The organism is Leisingera sp. SA215 (genome assembly GCF_055902035.1).
Genome location: NZ_JBVVXU010000001.1, coordinates 475,523 through 495,488 on the forward strand (window position 1 = coordinate 475,523; position 19,966 = coordinate 495,488).

At 60.9% G+C, this 19,966-nt stretch carries 17 protein-coding genes and 1 pseudogene; 11 read left to right on the plus strand and 7 right to left on the minus strand.

Annotation, left to right across the window (positions count from 1 at the left end):
• Nucleotides 1-154 precede the first annotated feature (154 nt).
• Together gyrA and AC0KW6_RS02275 are read left to right on the plus strand one after the other, a co-directional pair.
• Nucleotides 155-2,896: a DNA gyrase subunit A gene (gene gyrA / locus AC0KW6_RS02270; RefSeq protein ID WP_474033964.1), complete on the plus strand. Its 2,742-nt coding sequence runs from the start codon at nucleotides 155-157 to the stop codon at nucleotides 2,894-2,896.
• 130 nt (nucleotides 2,897-3,026) lie between these two features.
• Nucleotides 3,027-3,377 (plus strand): DUF6614 family protein, encoded by a 351-nt coding sequence (locus AC0KW6_RS02275; RefSeq protein ID WP_323779665.1) that lies wholly within the window; start codon nucleotides 3,027-3,029, stop codon nucleotides 3,375-3,377.
• A 195-nt stretch (nucleotides 3,378-3,572) separates the two neighbouring features.
• Here AC0KW6_RS02275 and AC0KW6_RS02280 read toward each other — a convergent pair whose 3' ends face one another.
• The 3 genes from AC0KW6_RS02280 to AC0KW6_RS02290 are packed head-to-tail and all read right to left on the minus strand — an operon-like array spanning nucleotide 3,573 to nucleotide 7,005.
• Complete coding sequence (locus AC0KW6_RS02280; RefSeq protein WP_474033965.1) at nucleotides 3,573-5,042, minus strand: carboxypeptidase M32; 1,470 nt, start codon at nucleotides 5,040-5,042, stop codon at nucleotides 3,573-3,575.
• 4 nt (nucleotides 5,043-5,046) lie between these two features.
• Nucleotides 5,047-6,192 carry a heme A synthase gene (gene ctaA, locus AC0KW6_RS02285; RefSeq protein ID WP_474033966.1) on the minus strand — a complete coding sequence of 382 codons (1,146 nt, stop codon included), beginning with the start codon at nucleotides 6,190-6,192 and terminating at the stop codon, nucleotides 5,047-5,049.
• Nucleotides 6,193-6,252: 60 nt separating this feature from the next.
• The gene (locus AC0KW6_RS02290) at nucleotides 6,253-7,005 is read right to left on the minus strand and encodes an RNA methyltransferase (protein ID WP_323782876.1); all 753 of its coding nucleotides are present in this window, start codon (nucleotides 7,003-7,005) and stop codon (nucleotides 6,253-6,255) included.
• A gap of 181 nt (nucleotides 7,006-7,186) precedes the next feature.
• Between AC0KW6_RS02290 and AC0KW6_RS02295 the strand changes: the two genes are divergently transcribed.
• Nucleotides 7,187-7,819 carry a thiamine phosphate synthase gene (locus AC0KW6_RS02295; protein ID WP_024090198.1) on the plus strand — a complete coding sequence of 211 codons (633 nt, stop codon included), beginning with the start codon at nucleotides 7,187-7,189 and terminating at the stop codon, nucleotides 7,817-7,819.
• Nucleotides 7,820-7,834: 15 nt separating this feature from the next.
• On the opposite strand, the gene AC0KW6_RS02300 is transcribed toward AC0KW6_RS02295, so the two are convergent.
• Nucleotides 7,835-8,986, minus strand: coding sequence for a HupE/UreJ family protein (locus AC0KW6_RS02300; protein WP_474033967.1), 1,152 nt, complete (start codon nucleotides 8,984-8,986; stop codon nucleotides 7,835-7,837).
• On the opposite strand from AC0KW6_RS02300, the gene AC0KW6_RS02305 reads away from it, so the two are divergent.
• The 4 genes from AC0KW6_RS02305 to AC0KW6_RS02320 all read left to right on the plus strand — a co-directional run bounded on the left by AC0KW6_RS02305 (nucleotide 8,985) and on the right by AC0KW6_RS02320 (nucleotide 12,446).
• The gene (locus AC0KW6_RS02305) at nucleotides 8,985-9,794 is read left to right on the plus strand and encodes a DUF4198 domain-containing protein (protein WP_474033968.1); all 810 of its coding nucleotides are present in this window, start codon (nucleotides 8,985-8,987) and stop codon (nucleotides 9,792-9,794) included. The genes AC0KW6_RS02300 and AC0KW6_RS02305 overlap by 2 nt on opposite strands.
• A gap of 41 nt (nucleotides 9,795-9,835) precedes the next feature.
• Complete coding sequence (locus AC0KW6_RS02310; protein WP_474033969.1) at nucleotides 9,836-10,744, plus strand: PfkB family carbohydrate kinase; 909 nt, start codon at nucleotides 9,836-9,838, stop codon at nucleotides 10,742-10,744.
• On the plus strand, nucleotides 10,741-11,655 hold the full coding sequence (locus AC0KW6_RS02315; protein ID WP_474033970.1) for a pseudouridine-5'-phosphate glycosidase: 915 nt from the start codon (nucleotides 10,741-10,743) through the stop codon (nucleotides 11,653-11,655). The genes AC0KW6_RS02310 and AC0KW6_RS02315 overlap by 4 nt, the downstream gene beginning before the upstream one ends.
• 80 nt (nucleotides 11,656-11,735) lie before the next feature.
• On the plus strand, nucleotides 11,736-12,446 hold the full coding sequence (locus AC0KW6_RS02320; protein ID WP_323782857.1) for a DUF502 domain-containing protein: 711 nt from the start codon (nucleotides 11,736-11,738) through the stop codon (nucleotides 12,444-12,446).
• Between the two features lies 1 nt (nucleotide 12,447).
• Here the strand turns inward: AC0KW6_RS02320 and AC0KW6_RS02325 are convergent, their stop codons facing one another.
• Together AC0KW6_RS02325 and AC0KW6_RS02330 are read right to left on the minus strand one after the other, a co-directional pair.
• Nucleotides 12,448-13,476, minus strand: coding sequence for a patatin-like phospholipase family protein (locus AC0KW6_RS02325; RefSeq protein ID WP_323782853.1), 1,029 nt, complete (start codon nucleotides 13,474-13,476; stop codon nucleotides 12,448-12,450).
• A gap of 100 nt (nucleotides 13,477-13,576) precedes the next feature.
• Complete coding sequence (locus AC0KW6_RS02330; protein ID WP_323775618.1) at nucleotides 13,577-14,350, minus strand: 3-hydroxybutyrate dehydrogenase; 774 nt, start codon at nucleotides 14,348-14,350, stop codon at nucleotides 13,577-13,579.
• 425 nt (nucleotides 14,351-14,775) lie between these two features.
• On the opposite strand from AC0KW6_RS02330, the gene AC0KW6_RS02335 reads away from it, so the two are divergent.
• The 3 genes and pseudogenes from AC0KW6_RS02335 to AC0KW6_RS02345 all read left to right on the plus strand — a co-directional run bounded on the left by AC0KW6_RS02335 (nucleotide 14,776) and on the right by AC0KW6_RS02345 (nucleotide 17,742).
• Entirely contained in the window at nucleotides 14,776-16,491 is a 1,716-nt protein-coding gene (locus tag AC0KW6_RS02335; protein ID WP_474033971.1) for an extracellular solute-binding protein, read from the plus strand.
• A gap of 361 nt (nucleotides 16,492-16,852) precedes the next feature.
• Nucleotides 16,853-17,383: pseudogene (locus tag AC0KW6_RS02340) on the plus strand (aquaporin); the annotation flags it as partial.
• Between the two features lie 128 nt (nucleotides 17,384-17,511).
• The gene (locus AC0KW6_RS02345) at nucleotides 17,512-17,742 is read left to right on the plus strand and encodes a hypothetical protein (RefSeq protein WP_323775620.1); all 231 of its coding nucleotides are present in this window, start codon (nucleotides 17,512-17,514) and stop codon (nucleotides 17,740-17,742) included.
• Between the two features lie 29 nt (nucleotides 17,743-17,771).
• On the opposite strand, the gene AC0KW6_RS02350 is transcribed toward AC0KW6_RS02345, so the two are convergent.
• Nucleotides 17,772-18,395 carry a helix-turn-helix domain-containing protein gene (locus AC0KW6_RS02350; protein WP_323775621.1) on the minus strand — a complete coding sequence of 208 codons (624 nt, stop codon included), beginning with the start codon at nucleotides 18,393-18,395 and terminating at the stop codon, nucleotides 17,772-17,774.
• Between the two features lie 64 nt (nucleotides 18,396-18,459).
• Here AC0KW6_RS02350 and AC0KW6_RS02355 point away from each other — a divergent pair, with 64 nt between their 5' ends.
• Nucleotides 18,460-19,965 carry a class I adenylate-forming enzyme family protein gene (locus AC0KW6_RS02355; protein ID WP_323775622.1) on the plus strand — a complete coding sequence of 502 codons (1,506 nt, stop codon included), beginning with the start codon at nucleotides 18,460-18,462 and terminating at the stop codon, nucleotides 19,963-19,965.
• Nucleotide 19,966: the final 1 nt, after the last annotated feature.

Consider the following 19,966-nt stretch of genomic DNA (forward strand, 5'->3'; position numbering starts at 1 on the left):
GTTTCTATTCGTTAATTTCCCCAAAAACAGTGTGTTACCGCCACGTGAACGGCCTGTTTCCAGCTTTCCCGGCTGTTTGCTTGCGCCCCATATACGGTATCTGATAGGGTGCGAACACAATATATAGAGCCAGAAGAAAGAGCGGGCAGCCAACGTGAGCGATACGCCGGAAACTCCTGAAAACATGGACGAAAACCTGCCGGAACGGCCAGTATATGACGGCCCCACGGTATCCATTGAATCCGAAATGCGCACGTCCTACCTGGACTATGCGATGTCGGTCATCGTCAGCCGTGCCATCCCGGACCTGCGGGACGGGCTGAAACCGGTTCACCGGCGCATTCTTTATGCAATGCACGAATCCGGCAACACCCATGACAAGTCCTACCGCAAGTCGGCCCGCCCGGTCGGCGACGTGATGGGTAAATACCACCCGCACGGCGACAGCGCGATCTATGATGCGCTGGTGCGGATGGCGCAGGACTTCTCGATGTCGCTGCCGCTGCTGGACGGCCAGGGCAACTTCGGTTCCATGGATGGCGACAACCCGGCGGCCATGCGCTACACCGAAGTGCGCATGGACAAACCTGCCGCGGCGCTGCTGGCGGACATTGAAAAAGAAACCGTCGATTTCCAGGACAACTATGACGGCAAGGACCGCGAGCCGACGGTTCTGCCGGCCCGGTTTCCGAATATGCTGGTCAATGGTGCGGGCGGTATTGCGGTCGGCATGGCTACCAATATCCCGCCACACAACCTGGGCGAAGTCGTCGATGCCACACTGGCGCTGATCGACGAACCGGACCTGACCAGCGAACAGCTGATCGAATACGTGCCCGGCCCGGACTTTCCGACCGGCGGTGTGATGCTGGGACGCTCCGGTGCGCGCAAGGCCTATCTGGAGGGCCGCGGCAGTGTGGTCATCCGTGCGAAGACCCGCACCGAAGAAATCAGAAAAGACCGCTATGCCATTATTGTGGACGAAATTCCCTATCAGGTGAACAAGGCTGCGATGATCGAAAAGATCGCCGAGCAGGTCCGCGAAAAGAAGATCGAAGGCGTCGCCCACGTGCAGGACGAATCCGACCGTAACGGCGTGCGCGTGGTGATCGAGCTGAAGCGGGACGCAACACCCGAAGTGGTGCTGAACCAGCTGTACCGCTTTACCCCGATGCAGACCTACTTCGGCTGCAACATGCTGGCACTGAACGGCGGCCGGCCGGAACAGCTGACGCTGCGCCGGTTCCTGACCTCCTTCATCGATTTCCGCGAAGACGTGGTAGCACGCCGCACGGCGCATCTTCTGCGCAAGGCCCGTGAACGCAGCCACATCCTGTGCGGCTTGGCGGTTGCGGTCACCAATATTGATGAAATTGTCAACACAATCCGGCAATCTGCCGATGCGGCTGAGGCGCGCGAAAAGCTGATGACCCGGCGCTGGCCGGCGCAGCCGATCCTGGAATACATCGCGCTGATTGATGATCCGACCCATACAGCCAACGAAGACGGCACCTACAACCTGTCGGAGACCCAGGCCCGCGCGATTCTGGAACTTCGGTTGCAGCGTCTGACCCAGATCGGCGTCAAAGAGGTCACAGACGAGCTGGAAGAGCTGGCCCGCAAGATCAAGGAATACCTTGAAATCCTGTCCTCGCGCGAACGCATCATGGGCATCATCGGCGACGAGCTGCGCGAAGTGCGCGACAACTTTGCCGTACCGCGCCGCACCGAGATCGTCGACTGGTCCGGTGACATGGAGGACGAAGACCTGATCGAGCGCGAGGACATGGTGGTGACCGTGACCTCGGGCGGCTATATCAAACGTACTCCGCTGGCCGACTTCCGCTCGCAGAAACGCGGCGGCAAGGGGGTATCGGGCATGCAGACCAAAGAAGAGGATGTGATCACCACCCTCTTTGTCGCCAATACCCATACCCAGCTGCTGTTTTTCACCACCGATGGCATGGTCTACAAGCTCAAGACCTGGCGCCTGCCGCAATCCGGGCGCACCGGAAAGGGCAAGGCCATCGTCAACATCCTGCCGATCCCGGCCGGCGTTTCCATTGCCGCGATCATGCCGGTCGATGTGCCGGATGAAGAATGGGAGAACCTGCAGGTGGTGTTTGCCACCAGCGGCGGCGACGTGCGCCGCAACCGGCTGTCAGATTTCACCAACGTCCGCCGCAATGGCAAGATCGCGATGAAGCTGCCCGAGGACGGATCGGTTCAGTTGGTGAATGTCCGTATCTGCTCGGAAGACGATGACGTGATGCTGTTCACCGACTCGGGCCGCGCGATCCGGTTCCGCTCCACTGATGTGCGCGTCTTCAACTCGCGCGAATCCACCGGTGTGCGCGGCATCAGGCTGAGCGGCGAGGACCGGGTGGTTTCCATGTCCGTGATCCGGCACTCAAAATACACGCCGGAACAGCGTACCGCCTACCTCAAGATGCGCCGCGCCATGGCCGGTTTGACCGACGATGCCGAAACCGCTGACGAGGATGCGGTCGAGGATCCGGATTTCTCGACCGAGCTTTACGCGGAAATGTCGGCAGCGGAAAACCTGATCCTGACGATCACCACCGGTGGTTCGGGCAAGCTGTCCTCCTCGCATGACTATCCGGTGCGCGGCCGTGGCGGAATGGGTGTCACCGCGATGGACAAAGCAATGCGCGGCGGCGAAATCGTGGCCTCCTTCCCGGTCGAAATGGATGACCAGATCATGCTGGCGACATCCAAGGGCCAGTCGATCCGGGTTCCGGTGGACGGGATTTCCTTCCGCTCGCGCTCGGCCGGCGGTGTCCGGGTGTTCAACACCGGCAAGGGCGAAGAAGTGGTATCAGTAGCCTGGATTGCCGAGAACGGCGAAGAGGAAGAAGGCGGCGGAGAGGAATAAGCCCCTTTCGCATGGACAGATTGAACGCCGTCCCGTTGCCGGGGCGGCGTTCGCATTGTTAACGGCCCCCTAACGGATGTTAGTTATTCTTATGGTCAAGTTCTCATTTTCTCATGAAGGAAATACCCCAATGAACTTGTACCACTGCTCCATCGACCTTCACCACGAAGCCAAGGCGCTGAACTTTGCCAGCGCCGTCGATCAATGGATGGGCTACCTGCAGGAACGCGGCGTGGTTCAGGGCTGGCGGCTTCTGCGCCGCAAGCTGGACATGGCCAGCGACAACTGCCGCGACTTCCTGCTGGAAATCGAATTCCGGGACATGACCCAGCTGGATCAGGCCTTCCGGGTTCTGGGCGAACATGACGAGGAGGTGGAGAAGCTCTACTCCCATGTCAGAGCATTGATCGCCACCGCCGACATCGGCCTCTACCGTCCCTTCCCGGATCCGGAACGGGCCGAACGGATGGCGCTGATCTGACGGCTGACGCGTCAGGTCAGGGTGGTTCCCAGAACAAAGCTGGCAAAGATCAGATAGGCTACGGCTGTATGCATCGGATTACTCTCTCAACTCACACCCCTATGAGACCCCGAGAATACCATTAAAATGCGTCATTTCCGGGGCAGCGGAATTTCCGCTGCCGCCAGAAGGTCTTAGCCGTGCTTTGATGCCGATTCAGAGATCGTACAGCAGGCTGAACTTCTCTTCGAGATAAGCCATCAGCGGCGCGTGGCCGGGCTCCATGCCAGACGCATGCACGATGGTATCGCGCGGGCTGCGCAGGCTGCCGTGCTGCTGCAGGTTTTCTTTCAGCCAGACGGTTGCGCCGCTGGTGTCGCCTTCGGCCAGCTGCGCATCCAGCCCCGGAACATCCCGGCGCAGCGCCTGGTACAGGCAGCCGGCATAGACGTTGCCCAGCGAATAGGTCGGGAAATAGCCAAACAGCCCCACCGACCAATGCACATCCTGCAGGCAGCCGTTCGAGGGTTTGTCGACAGCGTAGCCGAAATCCGCCTCAAAACGGTCGTTCCAGGCACCCTCAAGATCCTTCACAGCCAGCTCACCGCTCATCAGCGCGCGCTCCAGGCCGAACCGCAGCATGATATGCAGGTTATACTGCAATTCATCCGCCTCGGTGCGGATATAGCCCTTATGCACAGCGTTCGCCGTGGCATAGAATCCATCCGCATCAACAATGCCAAAATCGCCAAAGGCATCTTTCATTTCCTCAAACAGCCAACCGGTGAACGCGCGGCTGCGGCCGATCTGGTTTTCATAGATCCGGCTTTGGCTTTCATGCACGCCCATCGACACCCCGCTGCCCAGCGGGGTCAGCAGGTAATCGCGGCTGATGTTCTGCTCATAGGCGCCGTGGCCGACCTCGTGGATGGTCGAATAGAAGCAGTTGAACGGGTCGGTCTCGCTGGTCCGGGTGGTGATCCGCACATCCAGACCCGAGCCTGAGCTGAATGGATGCACAGCCTTGTCCACCCGCCCGTGCGCCATGTCATAGCCGAATACCTTGGCCAATTTGCGGGTCAGTTTCATTTGGGCCGCTTCGTCAAAAGTGCCTTGCAGCATTTTCGGCGCGGGCTTCTCCAGCACTTTGGCGCGCAACTCCACCAGACCGGGGCGCATGGCGTCGAAAATTTCGGCGATCCCTGCCCCGGTCATGCCGTGCTCGTAATCCTCGACCATCGCGTCATAGACGTTACCGCCCTCCGCCAGCGCCAGACCTTCCTCGCGCTTCAGCGCAACGACTTCCTCCAGCACCGGAACAAAGGCAGCGACATCCTCGTCCGCGCGCGCAGCAGCCCATTTGCCTTGCGCTTCGGAAGTGACTTGCGCGATTTTCTTGGCCAGATCAGCGGGCACCTTGACGGTGCGCTCATAGCTTCGGCGGATCTCGCACAGCTGGGCCTCGCCCGCCTCATTCGGCGCCACCGCCTGCTGCAGCCACTCAGCCACCCGCGGATCGGACCGGCGGGCGTGCAGCACAGCCTCGATCGCGGCCATCTCCTCGCCCCGTTGCGGCGCCGCGCCGCGTGGCATCACGGTTTCCTGATCCCAGCCCAGCCGGCCCGCAATCTGCCCCAGCGCTTGCGTGTCGCGCTGGAAGGCCATCAGTTCGTCAAATGCGCTCATGGGGTCAATGGTCCTTGATCGAAGTTGCAATCGGATAGGCAGACAGAAAACGGGCGCGCAGGATCAGCACCCAGAGGCCGATTGCGATCAGCTGATGGGTGATCGCGGCGTGCAGCGGTGCGGCATATAGAACGGTAATGATCCCTAGCAGAACCTGCAGGGACAGCGCCGCAAAAACTGCATTAAAGGCAAAGCGGGTTCGGCCGTGGGCACTTCCCCGTCCGCGCAGCCAGGTCACTGCGCCAAAGGCAAACAGCAGATAGCCTGCCAGCCGGTGAATGAATTGCACCAGGCCCGGGTTTTCAAAGAAGTTCTTCCAGACCGGCTCGATCATGAAGGGGTTCGGCGGGATCACCTGACCGCCCATCAGCGGCCAATCGGTATAAGAGCGGCCCGCATCGATCCCCGCCACCAGCGCGCCCAGCAGGATCTGCAGGAATGCGAAATGCATGAGACCGGTCGAGAGGCTGAACAGCTTGGCCTCCTTGGCACGGCGCGCCTGCATCAGCTCACGTTCTTCGCGGCCCAGCATCATAATGTACCAGGCAATGAAGCCAAGGATCACAAACGCCAGCCCCAAATGCACAGCCAACCGGTAGGAGGCGACAGCCGTCATCCCTTCGCCCGGGTTCACACCTGAGGAAACCATCCACCAGCCAATCGCGCCCTGCACACCGCCCATAATACCAGGCAGTGCCAGCCGTCCGGCCCAGCCCGCCGGGATTTTGCGTGCGGCCAGAAAGCCCAGAAAGCCAACTGCCCAGATCAGACCAATGATGCGGCCCAGCTGGCGATGGCCCCACTCCCACCAGTAAATAGATTTAAAATCAGATAGTTGCATCCATTTGTTCTGGATGCGCCACTGGTCTATCTGCTGGTATTTGTCGAATTCCGCCTGCCATTCTGCTTCGGACATAGGCGGGATGGCTCCGGTCACGGGGCGCCATTCGGTAATCGACAGGCCAGAGTCCGTGAGCCGCGTCAACCCGCCCACCACAATCATCGCAACCACCAGCGCAAACAGCACCATAAGCCAGGCCCGGATACCCTTGCGGGCGCCGCCGCGGCCGCGGTCGATCAGTCCCGGCTGTACTGCGGGCACGTCGGACTTCTCGCCCTCAACCTCTTCGAAAATGCTGCGCTTGCTCATGCTTGCCTCTTTACCATTGCTGCCAAGCTAAGGACGGATTTGGGATTGGTCCAGAGCGGCTCACTCGCCGCCGCGCTCTTTCCAACGAACCATCTGCCGCATGATCCCGTGCAGCATCTGCACATCCGCGCGGGTCATCCGCATCCTGCTCCACAGATTGCGCAGATTGGTCTTCATGCTCTCAGCTTTTTCCGGCGGGAAGAAAAAGCCCGCCTGGTCCAGGCGGTTCTCGTAATGCTCCACCAGTTTCTCGACTTCCACACCGCTCGCCCAGTCGCCCTTGCGGCCGAGGTCAGTGGTTTCATGCTCCACTTCACCGGATTGGCGCATCCATTCATAGCCGGTCAGCAGCACGCATTGGCCCAGGTTCAAGGAGGCATAAAGCGGGTTCACCGGCACCGAGATGATGGCGTTGGCCTTGGCGATGTCTTCATTCTCCAGTCCCGCGCGCTCGGGCCCGAACATAACCGCGACCTTCTCGCCCGCCGCGATCTTGCCAGCTGCGATCTGCATCGCGCGTTCGGGGCTGTAGACGGGTTTGGTCAGCCCGCGCTGGCGGGCGGTGGTGGCAAAGACATAGGTGCAATCGCCCAGCGCCTCGGGCACATCCGCACAAAGCTGTGCCTCGTCCAGCAGCCGGCCGGCACCTGATGACATCGCAACCGCCTTGGGGTTCGGCCAACCGTCCCGCGGCGCCACGATGCGCATCCGATCGAGGCCAAAGTTCCACATTGCCCGCGCCGCGGCGCCGATATTCTCGCCCATCTGGGGGCGGACCAGGACAAAGGCAGGTTGAGGCGTATCAGTGGGCATTGCTGCAGGCATCCGTCTGTTGCGCGTAAAATCCGCCTTGCTGTAATCCCCGCAGGCGTCCGGGGCAAGGTCCGGCACCTGACTTGCCGGTATTTCCCGCTTGCGCTGGCTGCGCAAATCCTTGCGTCCGGCGGCAAATCGGCTAAACACCGTTCAATCGCCTGAACAATGGAGCGCCACCATGGACAGCCCTTCTGACGCACCGGAACAGCCGCAGATCTACTTGATCTCCCCGCCGAGCTTTGAACTGGGCAAGTTTCCCGGCCAATTGGCACGGGTACTGGACGAGATCGGCGTGGCCTGCGTGCGCCTGGATCTGGCCAGCCGAGACGAAGACACCCTCAGCCGTGCAGGCGACGCACTGCGCGAGGTCACCATGGAACGCGATGTGGCGCTGGTAATCTCGGATCATCAGATCCTGGCAGAGCGGCTGGGCCTTGACGGTGTGCATCTGACAGACGCGTCCAAATCCGTGCGCACCGCGCGCAAGGCGCTGGGGCCGGATGCGATTGTCGGCTGTTTCTGCGGCGCGTCGCAGCACGACGGCATGGTAGCAGGTGAAGCGGGCGTGGACTACGTGAGCTTCGGGCCCGTCGGCACTTCGGGCCTGGGGGATGGCGCACAGGCTGAGGCTGATCTGTTCCAATGGTGGTCCCAGATGATCGAGGTTCCTGTGGTCGCAGAGGGCGGCCTGACCGAGGATCTGGTACGCAGCATCGCCCCCTATACCGATTTCTTTGGCATCGGAGACGAAATCTGGCATGCCGAGGACCCGCTTGCACAGATCAAAACCCTGATGCGGGCAATGGGCTGACCGTTTAGCGGGGTTTTACAGGAACACCCGCTCGACGAACCAGTACCCCCCTATCATCGCAATGGTGACCGAGGCCGGGATCGCCACACGGCCGCGGTATTTCGGATGTTGCCCGAACCACAGCCGCACGCCCAGGTAAGCCGCCGCAATCACTGCAAGCTGGCCCAGTTCCACGCCGATGTTAAAACCGATCAGGGCTGGCAGGAACTGGCTGGCCGGCAGACCGAACGCGCCCAAAACGCTGGCAAAGCCCAGCCCGTGCAACAGCCCGAACCCAAAAATCACAAAAGCCCGCCAGCCGTGCAGCTTGCGGGCGAAGATGTTCTCGACCGCGACAAAGACAATCGACAGTGCAATCAGCGGCTCGACAATACTGGCGCTGACCGACACCACCCCCAAGGCGCCCAGCGCCAGTGTAATGGTATGCGCCACTGTAAAGACGCTCACCTGCAGCAGCAGCGGCTTTACCCGCGGGCTGAGAAAAAACAGCCCCAGTACAAACAGGATATGATCCAGCCCCTTCGGCAGGATATGGGTAAAGCCGACGGGAATGTATTCCGCAAAGGCCTCGACCGGTGTCTTGGCTGCACCGCCCTTCAACGGGATCGGCGGCGATGTCTCTCCCCCCTGGAGGTAACCGGTATAGGGTTCCTTGACCCCGTTCTGCCGCAGCACCACGCCGCCGGACCCGGCAGGCCAGAAAATCCGCAGGCTGTCGGCCGTTGCCGGAATTTTCCCGGTCAGCTCCAGAAAAGACGCGCGCGGCAGGCTGGCATCGCCAACCTCCGGTATAGTGACATGCGACAGGCGGAGGTCCACTGCCCTGCCGGCCCGCAAGGAAAACGTTTCCAGCCATTCTTCGGCGAACAGCCGGACCATCGGTTCCAGATCCTGCATCCCCAGTCCGCGCAGTTCATCGTAGTCAGCGGCCTGCGCCGTCTGGTTTGTGTCCGACAGGCCATCCAGATCAATGCCGGCGACAAACGCCTCGACATTCAGCCGCAGCCCCAGGGTGATCTGCCCGTCCTCCACCCGGAAATCGGCAATCGCCGGTGTGACCTCATGCGCGCGGACATTTGCAGCTGCTATTGCAACCACACTGAACAGCAGCGCAAATAGGATCTGCAGCCAAGTCACACCGCGCCTGACAGCCAAGGACAATTTCATGCAATACCGCCTGTTCTGCTCAACTCTCTGCGCCGGGCTGGCTTTGGGGGCCGCCCCGCTGTTATCCCACGAGTTTTGGATTGAGCCGGAAAAATATCAAGTGCCTATCGGCACCGGGGTGGTGGCGAGATTACGCAACGGACAGGAATTCAAGGGGGCCGAACAGCCTTACTTGGATCACCGGATTGCCCGGTTCGAGGTTGTTCAGAACGGATCTGCAACGGCTTATGAAGGCCGGATGGGCGACATGCCTGCATTGACCGCCGACGAAAAAGGTGACGGTCTGGCCGTGATCATCCACCAGACACAGCCGCAGATGCTGATCTATGACACCTGGGAGGACTTTCAGGCCTTCATCGATCACAAGGGTTTTGCCGGCATTCCCGGTCAGCACCACGCGCTTGGCCTGCCGGACGCGGGCTTTGCCGAGCAATACACCCGCTATGCCAAGGCATTGATCGCCATCGGCAGCGGTGCAGGCTCCGATCAGGACACGGGGCTGGAGACCGAGATCGTTGCCCTCGCCAATCCCTATACCGATGACCTGTCATCAGGTCTCCCGGTTCAGGTGCTGTATCAAGGCAAGCCACGCCCCCAGGCACAGGTTGAGATTTTTGCAAAAGCGCCGGATGGCAGCATCAGCATCAGTACCATGCCAACCGATGCACGGGGTGAGGCGGTCATCCCCGTTACCCCAGGGCAGTCTTACCTGCTTGACGCTGTGGTGCTTCGTCCCGCCCGTGAAGGCCAGGATTATGTTTGGGAAAGCCTCTGGGCGGCGCTGACCTTTGCGGTGCCTGCACCGTGATGCCTCTTGCGATGAACCGGCAAAGGCGGCAATAGGTCATTATGACACAAAACTCCGCTCCCCAGCGCCCCGCCATGCTGTGCATCGGGTCGGTCCTTTGGGACATTATCGGTCGCTGCAGTACGGAGATGCAGCGCGGCTCGGACATGCCCGGGCGCATCACCCGGCTGCCCGGCGGCGTTGCCATGAACATCGCCATGACCTTGTCGCGTTTCGGGATGCAGCCTGCATTGCTGACGGCCGTGGGCCGCGATCCCGAAGGTGACGAGCTGATCCACGCCTGCAGCCACTTTGGCCTGATCACGGATTACATCTACCGGTCCGAGGATCTGCCCACCGACCGCTACATGGCAGTCGAAGGCGCCAACGGGCTGATTGCCGCCATTGCCGACGCCCACTCGCTGGAGGCCGCTGGCGACAAGATCCTGCGTCCGCTGTCCGACGGCGCATTGGGCACCTGCGATGCCCCGTACCGGGGTCAGGTTGCGCTGGATGGCAACCTGACGCTTTCGGTGCTGGATGACATCGTGGCCAGTCCCGCCTTTGCCAGTGCCGACCTGCGCGTCGCTCCAGCTTCACCGGGAAAGGCGGAACGGTTGCGTCCATTTCTCAACCGCACCCGCGGCACGCTTTATGTGAACCTCGAAGAGGCTGGCATCCTATGCCAGGCAGAGTTTACCGATAGCGAAACCGCTGCGCAGGCAATGCTGGATCGCGGTGCGGCTCGGGTGCTGGTCACTGATGGCGGCTCCTCTGCCACCGTCGCCGATGCCGAAGGCGCCATCACCCTTGTTCCGCCCCGCGTGACCGTCGCCCGGGTGACCGGCGCCGGAGATACCTTTATGGCCGCCCATATCGTCGCCGAGGCACGGGGCGAAGACCGCAAGACCGCTTTGGCCTCCGCCCTCGCGGCCGCGGCCACATATGTTTCAGGAGAACCCCCGTTGTGATCGAAATTCGCTATTCATCCGAAGTCCAGACCGCCAAGACCGCAGGTCAGGCCATTGTTGCGCTGGAAAGCACCATCATCACCCATGGCATGCCCTACCCGCAGAACGTCGAAGTCGCCGCCCAGGTGGAGCAGGACATCCGCGATGCCGGTGCCGTGCCCGCCACAATGGCCGTTATGAAAGGCGTGCTGCATGTGGGGCTTGAACCCGATCAATTGCAGGTGCTTGGCCAGGAAAAGGGGGTTGCCAAGATCTCCCGCGCCGATATGGCCGCCTGCATCGCCACTGGCGGCACCGGTGCGACCACGGTTGCGGCGACTATGATTGCCGCACGGCTGGCCGGGATCGAAGTCTTTGCAACCGGCGGTATCGGCGGCGTGCATAAAGGGGCCGAGACCACATTCGACATTTCCGCCGACCTGATGGAACTGGCGCAAACCCCGGTCACCGTGGTGGCTGCGGGCGCCAAAGCCATTCTCGACGTGCCGAAAACGCTGGAAGTGCTGGAAACCCAGGGCGTGCCGGTTATCGCCTATGGCCAGGACAGCTTCCCGGCATTCTGGTCCGCGCAGTCCGACCTGAAGGCGCCTCTGCGTATGGACGGGGCCGCCGAGATCGCTCGCGCCCATGCCACCCGGAAGGCCATGGGCCTGCCCGGAGGCCAGCTGGTCGCCAACCCGATCCCGGCAGAGGCCGAAATCCCGGCCGAAGAGCTGGCGCCGGTCATCGCCCAAGCCCAGTCCGAGGCCGATGAACAGGGCATCTCAGGCAAGGATGTAACCCCCTTCCTGCTGCGCCGGATCTTTGAGCTGACCGGGGGACGCTCGCTCACCGCCAATATCGCCTTGGTGCGCAACAACGCCCGTCTGGCGGCAAAGATCGCACAGGAACTGAACAAACGGCCACAATGATTTGATTTTCCGGGCGGATGCCATTGCTCCGCCCGCAATCAGTGCCTAGGTTCCAATCGAAATTCAGGTGAAGCAGCCCCATGACAACGCCCTTCGACGAAGAACCTCACCGCCGCCGCGGACTGTTTGCAAGTCTGCGCGCCTCTTTCTTTACCGGGATCGTCGTCATTGCACCGGTGGGCCTGACCATTTGGCTGCTGTGGTCGGTGATGGGCTGGATCGACAGCGTGGTGCTGCCGCTGGTTCCAACCACCTTCCGGCCCGAACAGTACATCGGCATCAACCTGCGCGGTGTCGGGCTGATCATCTTCCTGCTGTTCACAATCGTTGTTGGCTGGATTGCCAAGGGTATCCTCGGCCGGTCGCTGATCAGTTTTGCCGAGAGCCTGGTAGAACGCATGCCGGTGGTCCGCACGGTCTATTCCGGTATCAAGCAGATTTCAGAGACCGTTTTCGCCCAGTCGGAACGCAGTTTTGAAAAGGCCTGCTTGGTGCAATACCCGCGCAAGGGCATTTGGGCGATCGGGTTCATCTCCACCGCTGCGAAGGGTGAGATCGCCAAGAAGGTCGAAACCAGCCGCGGCCTTACCAGTGTCTTCCTGCCAACCACTCCAAACCCGACATCCGGTTTTTTGCTGTTCGTCCCCGAAGAAGATGTGATCGAGCTGGACATGTCAGTGGAGGATTCTGCCAAGCTGGTAATCTCGGCAGGCCTTGTCTATCCGAACCCCAAGGACCCCTCAAAACCGCTGGAGAACGGCAAGAAAGCGGCAGTGAAAGAAAGCGCCTGACCTAGCTGAACATCGCGGGCAAATCCGTCGAAGAACGCACTCCGAGGTTCTTCCCGTCCCGCGCCAGAAAGCTGTCTGCCGCATCCCGCCCCGCCTGTTTCAGCCGCGCCAGGATCTGCGGCACAGGAAACAGCTTGGTGGTGACTGACAGCTGCGTCATCAGCTCATCATCGGCAATCATGTGAACCCGCACTTTCTTCATCCGCCCGGGTGCTAGCGTTCCATCCGCCAGCAGACGCTGAACAAAGCTGATAGCCCGCAACTCCCGCAGCAATGACGAGTTGAAGCTGATCTCATTCACCCGGTTGCGGATCTGCTGCGGCGTCTTGGGAATCTCGTCGCGCTCCAGCGGGTTGATGTTCACAATCACCACATCCCCCGGCAGCCCGGCGCGGAACAAGGGAAACAGTGCCGGGTTGCCAGTAAATCCGCCATCCCAATAGGCCTCCATCCGCCCGGTGTCCGGATCCTCGATCTCCACCGCCTGGAACATGTCCGGCAGGCAGGCCGAAGCGAGGATCGCATTTGTGCTGATCTCCTGCCCCTCGAAAATGCGGATCTTGCCGCTGCGCACACAGGTGGCGCAAACGAACAGCTCCGGGCCTTCCTCGGCGCAGACTTTCGAAAAATTGAACGCCTCCACAACCTCCTGCAGCGGGTTCTTGTAGAACGGACCATAGTGATAGGGTGAGATCGCCTGGCTCATGGATTCCATCGGAGAAAACGGCATTGCCGCCTCCCAGGCGCCTGCCCAGGCCACCGCATCAAACCGGGTCAGCCAATGGGCAAAACGCATGTCCCCCACCGCCCCCATCCGCCGCCACAGACTGTTCAGCGCCGCCTTGGCGCCCTCGCGCCCGCCCTGAACCATACCGGACTTGAATGCTGCGCCATTCAGCGCGCCAGCCGAAGTTCCGGTAATCCCGGCCACCTCGGTACTCTCATCTTCCAACAGCCGGTCCAGCACGCCCCAGGTAAACGCTCCATGCGCGCCGCCGCCCTGCAGGGCCAGATTAATGCGTTTCACCAAAATGCACCTGCCCATTTCATCTTTGCGAAAATGCTCCGGGGCTGAATTTTCCCGGCTGCGGCATTGGGGGCCGGCCCCTCCCGCCGCTTCCAGGCGACGCCTACAGCGCCGTCCAGCCGCCATCGACACTCAGCGTCGTGCCGGTAATTTGCGCTGCGGCATCGGAACACAAGAACACCGTGGTGCCACCCAATTGCTCCACAGTCGCAAACTCGCGGCTCGGCTGGCGTTCGAGCATCACCTTCTTGATCACCTCGTCCCGGCCCATGTTGTATTTTTCCATGGTGTCCGGAATTTGCGCCTCCACCAGCGGCGTCAGCACATAGCCCGGGCAAATCGCATTGCAGGTAATTGGCTCCTCCGCTGTTTCCAGCGCCACTGTCTTGGTCATGCCGACGACCCCGTGCTTGGCTGCCACATAGGCCGCCTTAAACGGTGAGGCAGTCAGCCCGTGCGCTGAGGCGATATTGACGATCCGCCCCCAGCCAGCCGCGCGCATTCCGGGCAAGGCCGCCGCCATGGTATGGAAATTCGAGTTCATGTTGATCGCGATGATCGCGTCCCATTTGTCCTGCGGGAACGCATCGATCGGCGCCACATGCTGGATGCCGGCGTTGTTCACCAGGATATCGCAAACGCCGGCCTTCTCAATCAGCGCCCGGCAATCGGCCCCTTTGGACATATCGGCCTGGATGTACCGGGCGTTGACGCTGAATTCACGGGCGATGTCTGCCGCCAGGGCGTGATCCTCTTCCCGGTCGGTGAATGAATTCAGCACCACATCGGCCCCAGCCCGCGCCAGTTCGCGTGCAACCCCCAGGCCAATACCTGAATTCGATCCGGTGATAACGGCGGTCTTCCCTTGCAAGGACATCGGCATCTTTCCCTCGGCTGAATGAAACTGCCGCCACTGTGCCATGCTGCAGATGCAAAAGAAACGCGTAAGACTACGGATCGTCCCTTGCAACGCGGGGGCATTTCCCTTCAGAGGTGGTGTGGAACTGTCCAAAAAAAACGCCCGCACAAGGCGGGCGTTAGTTATTGAGGCAGGTTTCATACAGGCAAGAAACCTATCGAGCAGTGATCCCTTTATAAGCAATTTCCGGCTTTCGTCCAAGCTAAAAGTTTGAAAAGACGAAAAAGCGCACGTAGCGTGCGGAAGCAAGAAAATAAGGGCAGAGCGGGATTGTTGTGAAACTGTGTATAGAAAATTTCGTCAAGCTCCGTACGGCACTGACCGGAATCACCTTGGCTTTTGCTGCGAACTTTGCGCAGGCAGAATCGGGTCATGGCATAGCTATGTATGGCGCACCCGCCCTGCCACCGGATTTTGTGTCTTTACCCTATGCCAACCCGAATGCCCCCAAAGGCGGCAAGGTGGTTTTCGGCAACACCGGCGGCTTTGACACGCTGAACCCGTTCACCCTTAAAGGGACCGCGCCGTGGCAGCTGAGGTTCTGGGGATACGAGAGCCTGATGGGCCGCTCCTGGGATGAGCCGTTCACGCTTTATGGTCTTTTAGCCGAATCGATTGAGGTGCCCGAGGACCGCTCCTGGGTCGAATTCACCCTGCGGGAGGAGGCGCGATTCTCCGATGGCAGTCCGGTGACCGTCGAAGATGTGCTCTGGTCGTATGAAACTTTGGGCACCAAAGGCCACCCGCGCTACCGAGGTTTCTGGACCAAGGTCGAGCGGATGGAACAGACCGGGCCGCGCAGCCTGCGGCTGACGTTCAACACGATAGACCGCGAGCTGGCGCTGATCGCAGGAATGCGTCCGATCCTCAAGAAGGCGCAGTGGCAGGACAAGGACTTCGGCACGGATGCACTGCCCGGCGCGCCGATCGGCACCGGCGCCTATGTGGTCAAGAATTTTGAACCCGGCCGCTTTATAACCCTGGCCCGGGATCCGGATTACTGGGGCAAGGATTTGCCACTGCACCGCGGCACCCGGAACTTTGACGAAATGCGCCTGGATTTCTTTGGCGACGCAACCGTGCTGTTTGAAGCCTTCAAGGCAGGCGAGCTGAGTGCGGTGCGGGAATTCAACGCCGACAAATGGGACAGCGTCTACAACTTTCCTGCCGTGACCCGCGGCGATGTGGTCAAAAGCGAAATACCGCATCAGCGCCCTTCGGGCATGACCGGGTTGGTGATGAACAGCCGCCGTGCCCCGCTGAACGATTGGCGCGTGCGCGAGGCGCTGCTACTGGCGTTCAATTTCGAATATATCAACGGCACGGTGACAGGCGGCGTGCAACCGCGGATCACCTCATATTTCTCGGGGTCCGAACTTGGCATGCAGCCCGGCCCAGCTGCCGGCAAAGTTCAAACACTGTTGGAACCCTTTGCAGACACGCTGCTGCCCGGCACTCTGGATGGCTACGCGTTGCCACAGGGTGACGGCACCAAGCGAAACCGCAGAAACCTGCGCAAAGCAATGAAACTGCTGGCCGACGCGGGTTGGAGCGTCACCGATGGCGTGCTGCGCAATAACGATGGTGCGGCATTAAACTTCACGGTTTTAATCCGCCAGGGCGACGGTGAGATGAAAACCATCACTGAAATCTATGCCCGCGCACTTGAGCGACTGGGAATCTCGCTGACGGCGGAAACCGTCGACAATGCACAATATGTCGAACGCCAGAATGCCTATGATTTCGACCTAACCCGCTACCGCCTGGAGTTGTCGCTGAGCCCCGGAAACGAGCAGCGCTATTACTGGGGCAGCGACGGTGTCAGCCAGCCCGGCAGCCGCAATCTGATGGGCATGGACAGCCCGGCGGCTGAAGCGATGATCGATGCCATGCTAACCGCGTCGGAGCCGGACGACTTCACAGCCGCGGTGCGGGCGCTGGACCGGGTTTTAACCGCAGGCCGCTATGTCATTCCTTTCTGGCGGTTCGATGCGGGGCGGATCGCCCATGTCAAGGAAATGCGGTTCCCGGAATATCTGCCGATTTACGGCGACCGGACAGAGTTCATGCCGGATGTCTGGTGGTATCAGACAGACTGACGCGCCGGCCAGCGGCAGCTTGCGGCCAGAGCAATTGACTTACGGCAACTAATTCCACATTTTGCGAAATATGTAACTTAATATCACGGATAAACTCAGTGCTCTGGCGCATCCAAACCGCCTGGTCCTGTTCCGTTTGCTGATGACCTGCTGTCCGGGTGCTGCCAGAACCAACCCGATTTCTGCAGTTCTGTAACGAGTAAAGGACCGACCATGCCATCGGGTGAGCGCCCGTTGAACATCCTGTTCCTCTGCGCGGGCAACTCTGCCCGCTCCCTCCTGCTGGAACAACACGGCCGGGCGCAGCCGAATTGACACAGCAGTTCAAACGGATAGGAGAGATCGTGTGACCGGGCAGAAACTGCTGGCCAATCTAATGGCCACCGGCTGCATGCTCTATGCAATCATCACCACGCTGGGGCCGGTTTCCGGGATCCGGCGGTGACGCTCGCCTTTGCGTAGCGTGGCGACCATCCTGGAGCGCGGCAACACCCTATATCGGAGTGCAGATCATTGGTGGCATCCTGGGGGCTGGGCCTGCCACATCATGTTTGATCTTGCAATTTTGCAAAGATCCGCAACCATGCTCCGCAGCAGAACAGCTCAGTGGTTTTCCGAAATCCTGGCCGCTTTCGGCCTGCTGTTCGTGATTTTCGGCGGGCTGCGGTCACGTCTCAAGGCGGTGTCCGCGCTGGTCGGCCTCTATATCACCGGGGCTTACTGGTTCACCTCTTCCACCAGCTTTGCCAGCCCGGCGGTGACCATCGCGCGCGGCTTCAGCGATACCTTTGCAGGCATCTATCCGGGCGATATCCCGATGTTCATTGCCATACAGGTGTACGTGATGGGCATTGGCCACATCACTCTGCCTCGGCTGTTTACACGGGGTTGATCATTGGCGGAATTCCGCTGAATGCGGCGGCCCCGGGCTGATGCCCCGCGGCCGCCGTTACACAAAGCTTGAAAAATGCTAGCATGAGGGTCCAACAACCCAAATCCGTTTGTCAGGGAGGCCCCCCAATGCCTGTACAGACAGCAGCTGCCAGCTGGATTGACAGGATGCCCCGCATCAAACAGCGCTTTCCGCATCTGAAAGCCAGCAACGCGCCGTCACTTGTGGATGACCGGGAAAGATTTGTTGCTTATCTGGCCCGCACCCATCACCTCACCCTGAACGAAGCCAGGGAGGAAGTGGACGATTTTCTCTATATCGAAAGTCTGCTGAGAGAACTGGACGGGCGGCCGCATTAGCAGCACAGCCCCTGTTTCAGGTCCCGGAATCAAACCAGCGACGTCACCCAAAGGATCATTGCGTCTTCAGGGCTGACGGATATGACATTGTGCCCCATGGCCGCGTCGTAATAGGCGCTGTCCCCGCGGCGCATTTCGATCGGCTCATAAAACTCCGTATAAAGCTTGACCACCCCGGTCAGCACATACAGGAATTCCTCGCCATCATGGCGCACCCAGCCGTCAAATTCATCCAGCGACCGTGCCCGCACCCGCGCCCTGTAAGGCAGCATCTGCTTGCGCGACAGACCGTCCGCCAGCAGCTCGTGTTCATATGTCGCGGTGGCATGGGCCGAACCGTCCCCCGATTTGGTCACCGTCATCCGCCCATTCACCTGATCGCGCTGCGGCTGGGTAAACAGCTGGGGCACCGAGATCTGCAAGCCCACAGCCAGCTTCTTAAGCGCCTCATATGTCGGTGACATCTGGCCATTTTCGATCTTGGACAGGGTCGAACGCGCCAGCCCGGCCTGATTGGCTGCATGCTCCAGTGTCCAATCCCTCGCCTTGCGCAGTTCGCGCACGCGTGCCCCCAAGTCCAATGGCTCTGCTTCGTCATCTCCGCCGTTTGCACGGGCGATGGTAATCAGGGATTTCGGGTCACGGTCAGTCATAGCCACTCTATAAGCCGCACCGGCGCAGCTTGCAACGCAGGACGGTGCAGGCTACCCAATTGCCATGCTGTCTGTTTTTGATCAGGGACCCTTTGCGCCCTGCCCCGCACCCTTCAATCTCGCGGCCCATGTGCTGCGCCATGCCCGGCGGCTGGCGGATAAACCCGCGTTGTCGGTTCTGCAAGGCGATGGCAGCGAAGTTTGGACATACGCCCGGCTTGAATCCGCCGTACGCGGCACCGGGACCGGGCTGCTCAAGGCAGGGCTGAAACCCGGAGACATCGTGCTGATGCGGCTGGGGAACACGGTGGAGTTTCCGATTGCCTATCTCGGCGCCATTGCGGCCGGGCTGGTGCCGGTTCCGACCTCAGCCCAGCTGACAGCGCCCGAAACCGCCCGGATGATCGCCGATCTGAACCCGGCTGCAGTTCTGCGCGACCCTGCTGTGGCTTGTGCGAGTCACCCGCTGCAAATCAGCAGCGCCAGCTTGCTGGAAATGCACCGGCTGCCTCCCTGTGAATACGCTTTTGTGGACCCGGAGCGGCTCGCCTATGTGGTCTACACCTCCGGCACCAGCGGAAATCCGCGCGCCGTCGCCCACGCACACCGGGCTGTTTGGGCGCGGCAGATGATGGTGGAGGGCTGGTACGGTCTGAAAGCAGACGACCGGCTGCTGCATGCTGGCGCTTTCAACTGGACTTACACGCTGGGCACCGGCCTGCTGGACCCCTGGGCGGCAGGCGCAACGGCGCTGATCCCGCAGCCTGGGACCCCGCCAGCCGCCCTGCCCGCACTGTTGCACCGCCACCGGGCAACCCTCTTTGCCGCCGCCCCCGGCGTCTACCGGAAATTCCTGCACGCCGGCCCGCTCGATCTGCCGGACTTGCGGCATGGGCTTTGCGCTGGTGAAAAGCTTTCACGCCATCTTCACGCAGCTTGGGAGACCGCAACAGGCTGCGGCTTGTTCGAGGCTTTCGGCATGTCGGAATGTTCCACTTTCATTTCCTCTTCGCCGTCCTGCCCTGCACAGGACGGCGCGCTCGGGCAGCCGCAAGCCGGCCGCAGAACCGCCATACTGGGCAGCGACGGACCGGTTCCGATGGGGGAGGAAGGCACCATCGCAATCCACCGCTCGGACCCGGGGCTGATGCTTGGCTATCTGAATGCGCCTGAAGAAACCGCTGCCCGCTATCAGGGGGATTGGTTCCTGACCGGTGATCAGGGCACAATGTCTGAGAACGGCCAGATCCGCTATCTGGGCCGTGCCGACGACATGATGAACGCCGGCGGCTACCGGGTTTCGCCGATCGAAGTTGAAACCGCGCTTGCCGCCCATCCCGGCATCACCCAGGCCGGTGCCGCGGCAGTTGAGGTAAAGCCGGATACCTATGTCATCGCGGCCTTCTATACCGGTCCCGAAGAGTTGATCCCGGAACAGCTGCAGGCCTTTGCATCCCAGCGCCTGGCCCGTTACAAGCAGCCCCGCGCTTACGTCCACTTGGACGCCCTGCCTATGGGTGCCAATGGCAAGCTGCTGCGCCGCGCCCTGCCCGCCCTGTTCAAAGGATGAC

Coding starts and splice junctions, on each gene's coding strand:
- AC0KW6_RS02275 (WP_323779665.1), top strand. CDS start 3,027: ATGAACTTGTACCACTGCTCCATCGACCTTCACCACGAAGCCAAGGCG.
- AC0KW6_RS02280 (WP_474033965.1), bottom strand. CDS start 5,042: ATGAGCGCATTTGACGAACTGATGGCCTTCCAGCGCGACACGCAAGCG.
- ctaA (WP_474033966.1), bottom strand. CDS start 6,192: ATGAGCAAGCGCAGCATTTTCGAAGAGGTTGAGGGCGAGAAGTCCGAC.
- AC0KW6_RS02290 (WP_323782876.1), bottom strand. CDS start 7,005: ATGCCCACTGATACGCCTCAACCTGCCTTTGTCCTGGTCCGCCCCCAG.
- AC0KW6_RS02295 (WP_024090198.1), top strand. CDS start 7,187: ATGGACAGCCCTTCTGACGCACCGGAACAGCCGCAGATCTACTTGATC.
- AC0KW6_RS02305 (WP_474033968.1), top strand. CDS start 8,985: ATGCAATACCGCCTGTTCTGCTCAACTCTCTGCGCCGGGCTGGCTTTG.
- AC0KW6_RS02300 (WP_474033967.1), bottom strand. CDS start 8,986: ATGAAATTGTCCTTGGCTGTCAGGCGCGGTGTGACTTGGCTGCAGATC.
- AC0KW6_RS02310 (WP_474033969.1), top strand. CDS start 9,836: ATGACACAAAACTCCGCTCCCCAGCGCCCCGCCATGCTGTGCATCGGG.
- AC0KW6_RS02320 (WP_323782857.1), top strand. CDS start 11,736: ATGACAACGCCCTTCGACGAAGAACCTCACCGCCGCCGCGGACTGTTT.
- AC0KW6_RS02330 (WP_323775618.1), bottom strand. CDS start 14,350: ATGTCCTTGCAAGGGAAGACCGCCGTTATCACCGGATCGAATTCAGGT.
- AC0KW6_RS02335 (WP_474033971.1), top strand. CDS start 14,776: ATGTATGGCGCACCCGCCCTGCCACCGGATTTTGTGTCTTTACCCTAT.
- AC0KW6_RS02345 (WP_323775620.1), top strand. CDS start 17,512: ATGCCTGTACAGACAGCAGCTGCCAGCTGGATTGACAGGATGCCCCGC.
- AC0KW6_RS02350 (WP_323775621.1), bottom strand. CDS start 18,395: ATGACTGACCGTGACCCGAAATCCCTGATTACCATCGCCCGTGCAAAC.
- AC0KW6_RS02355 (WP_323775622.1), top strand. CDS start 18,460: ATGCTGTCTGTTTTTGATCAGGGACCCTTTGCGCCCTGCCCCGCACCC.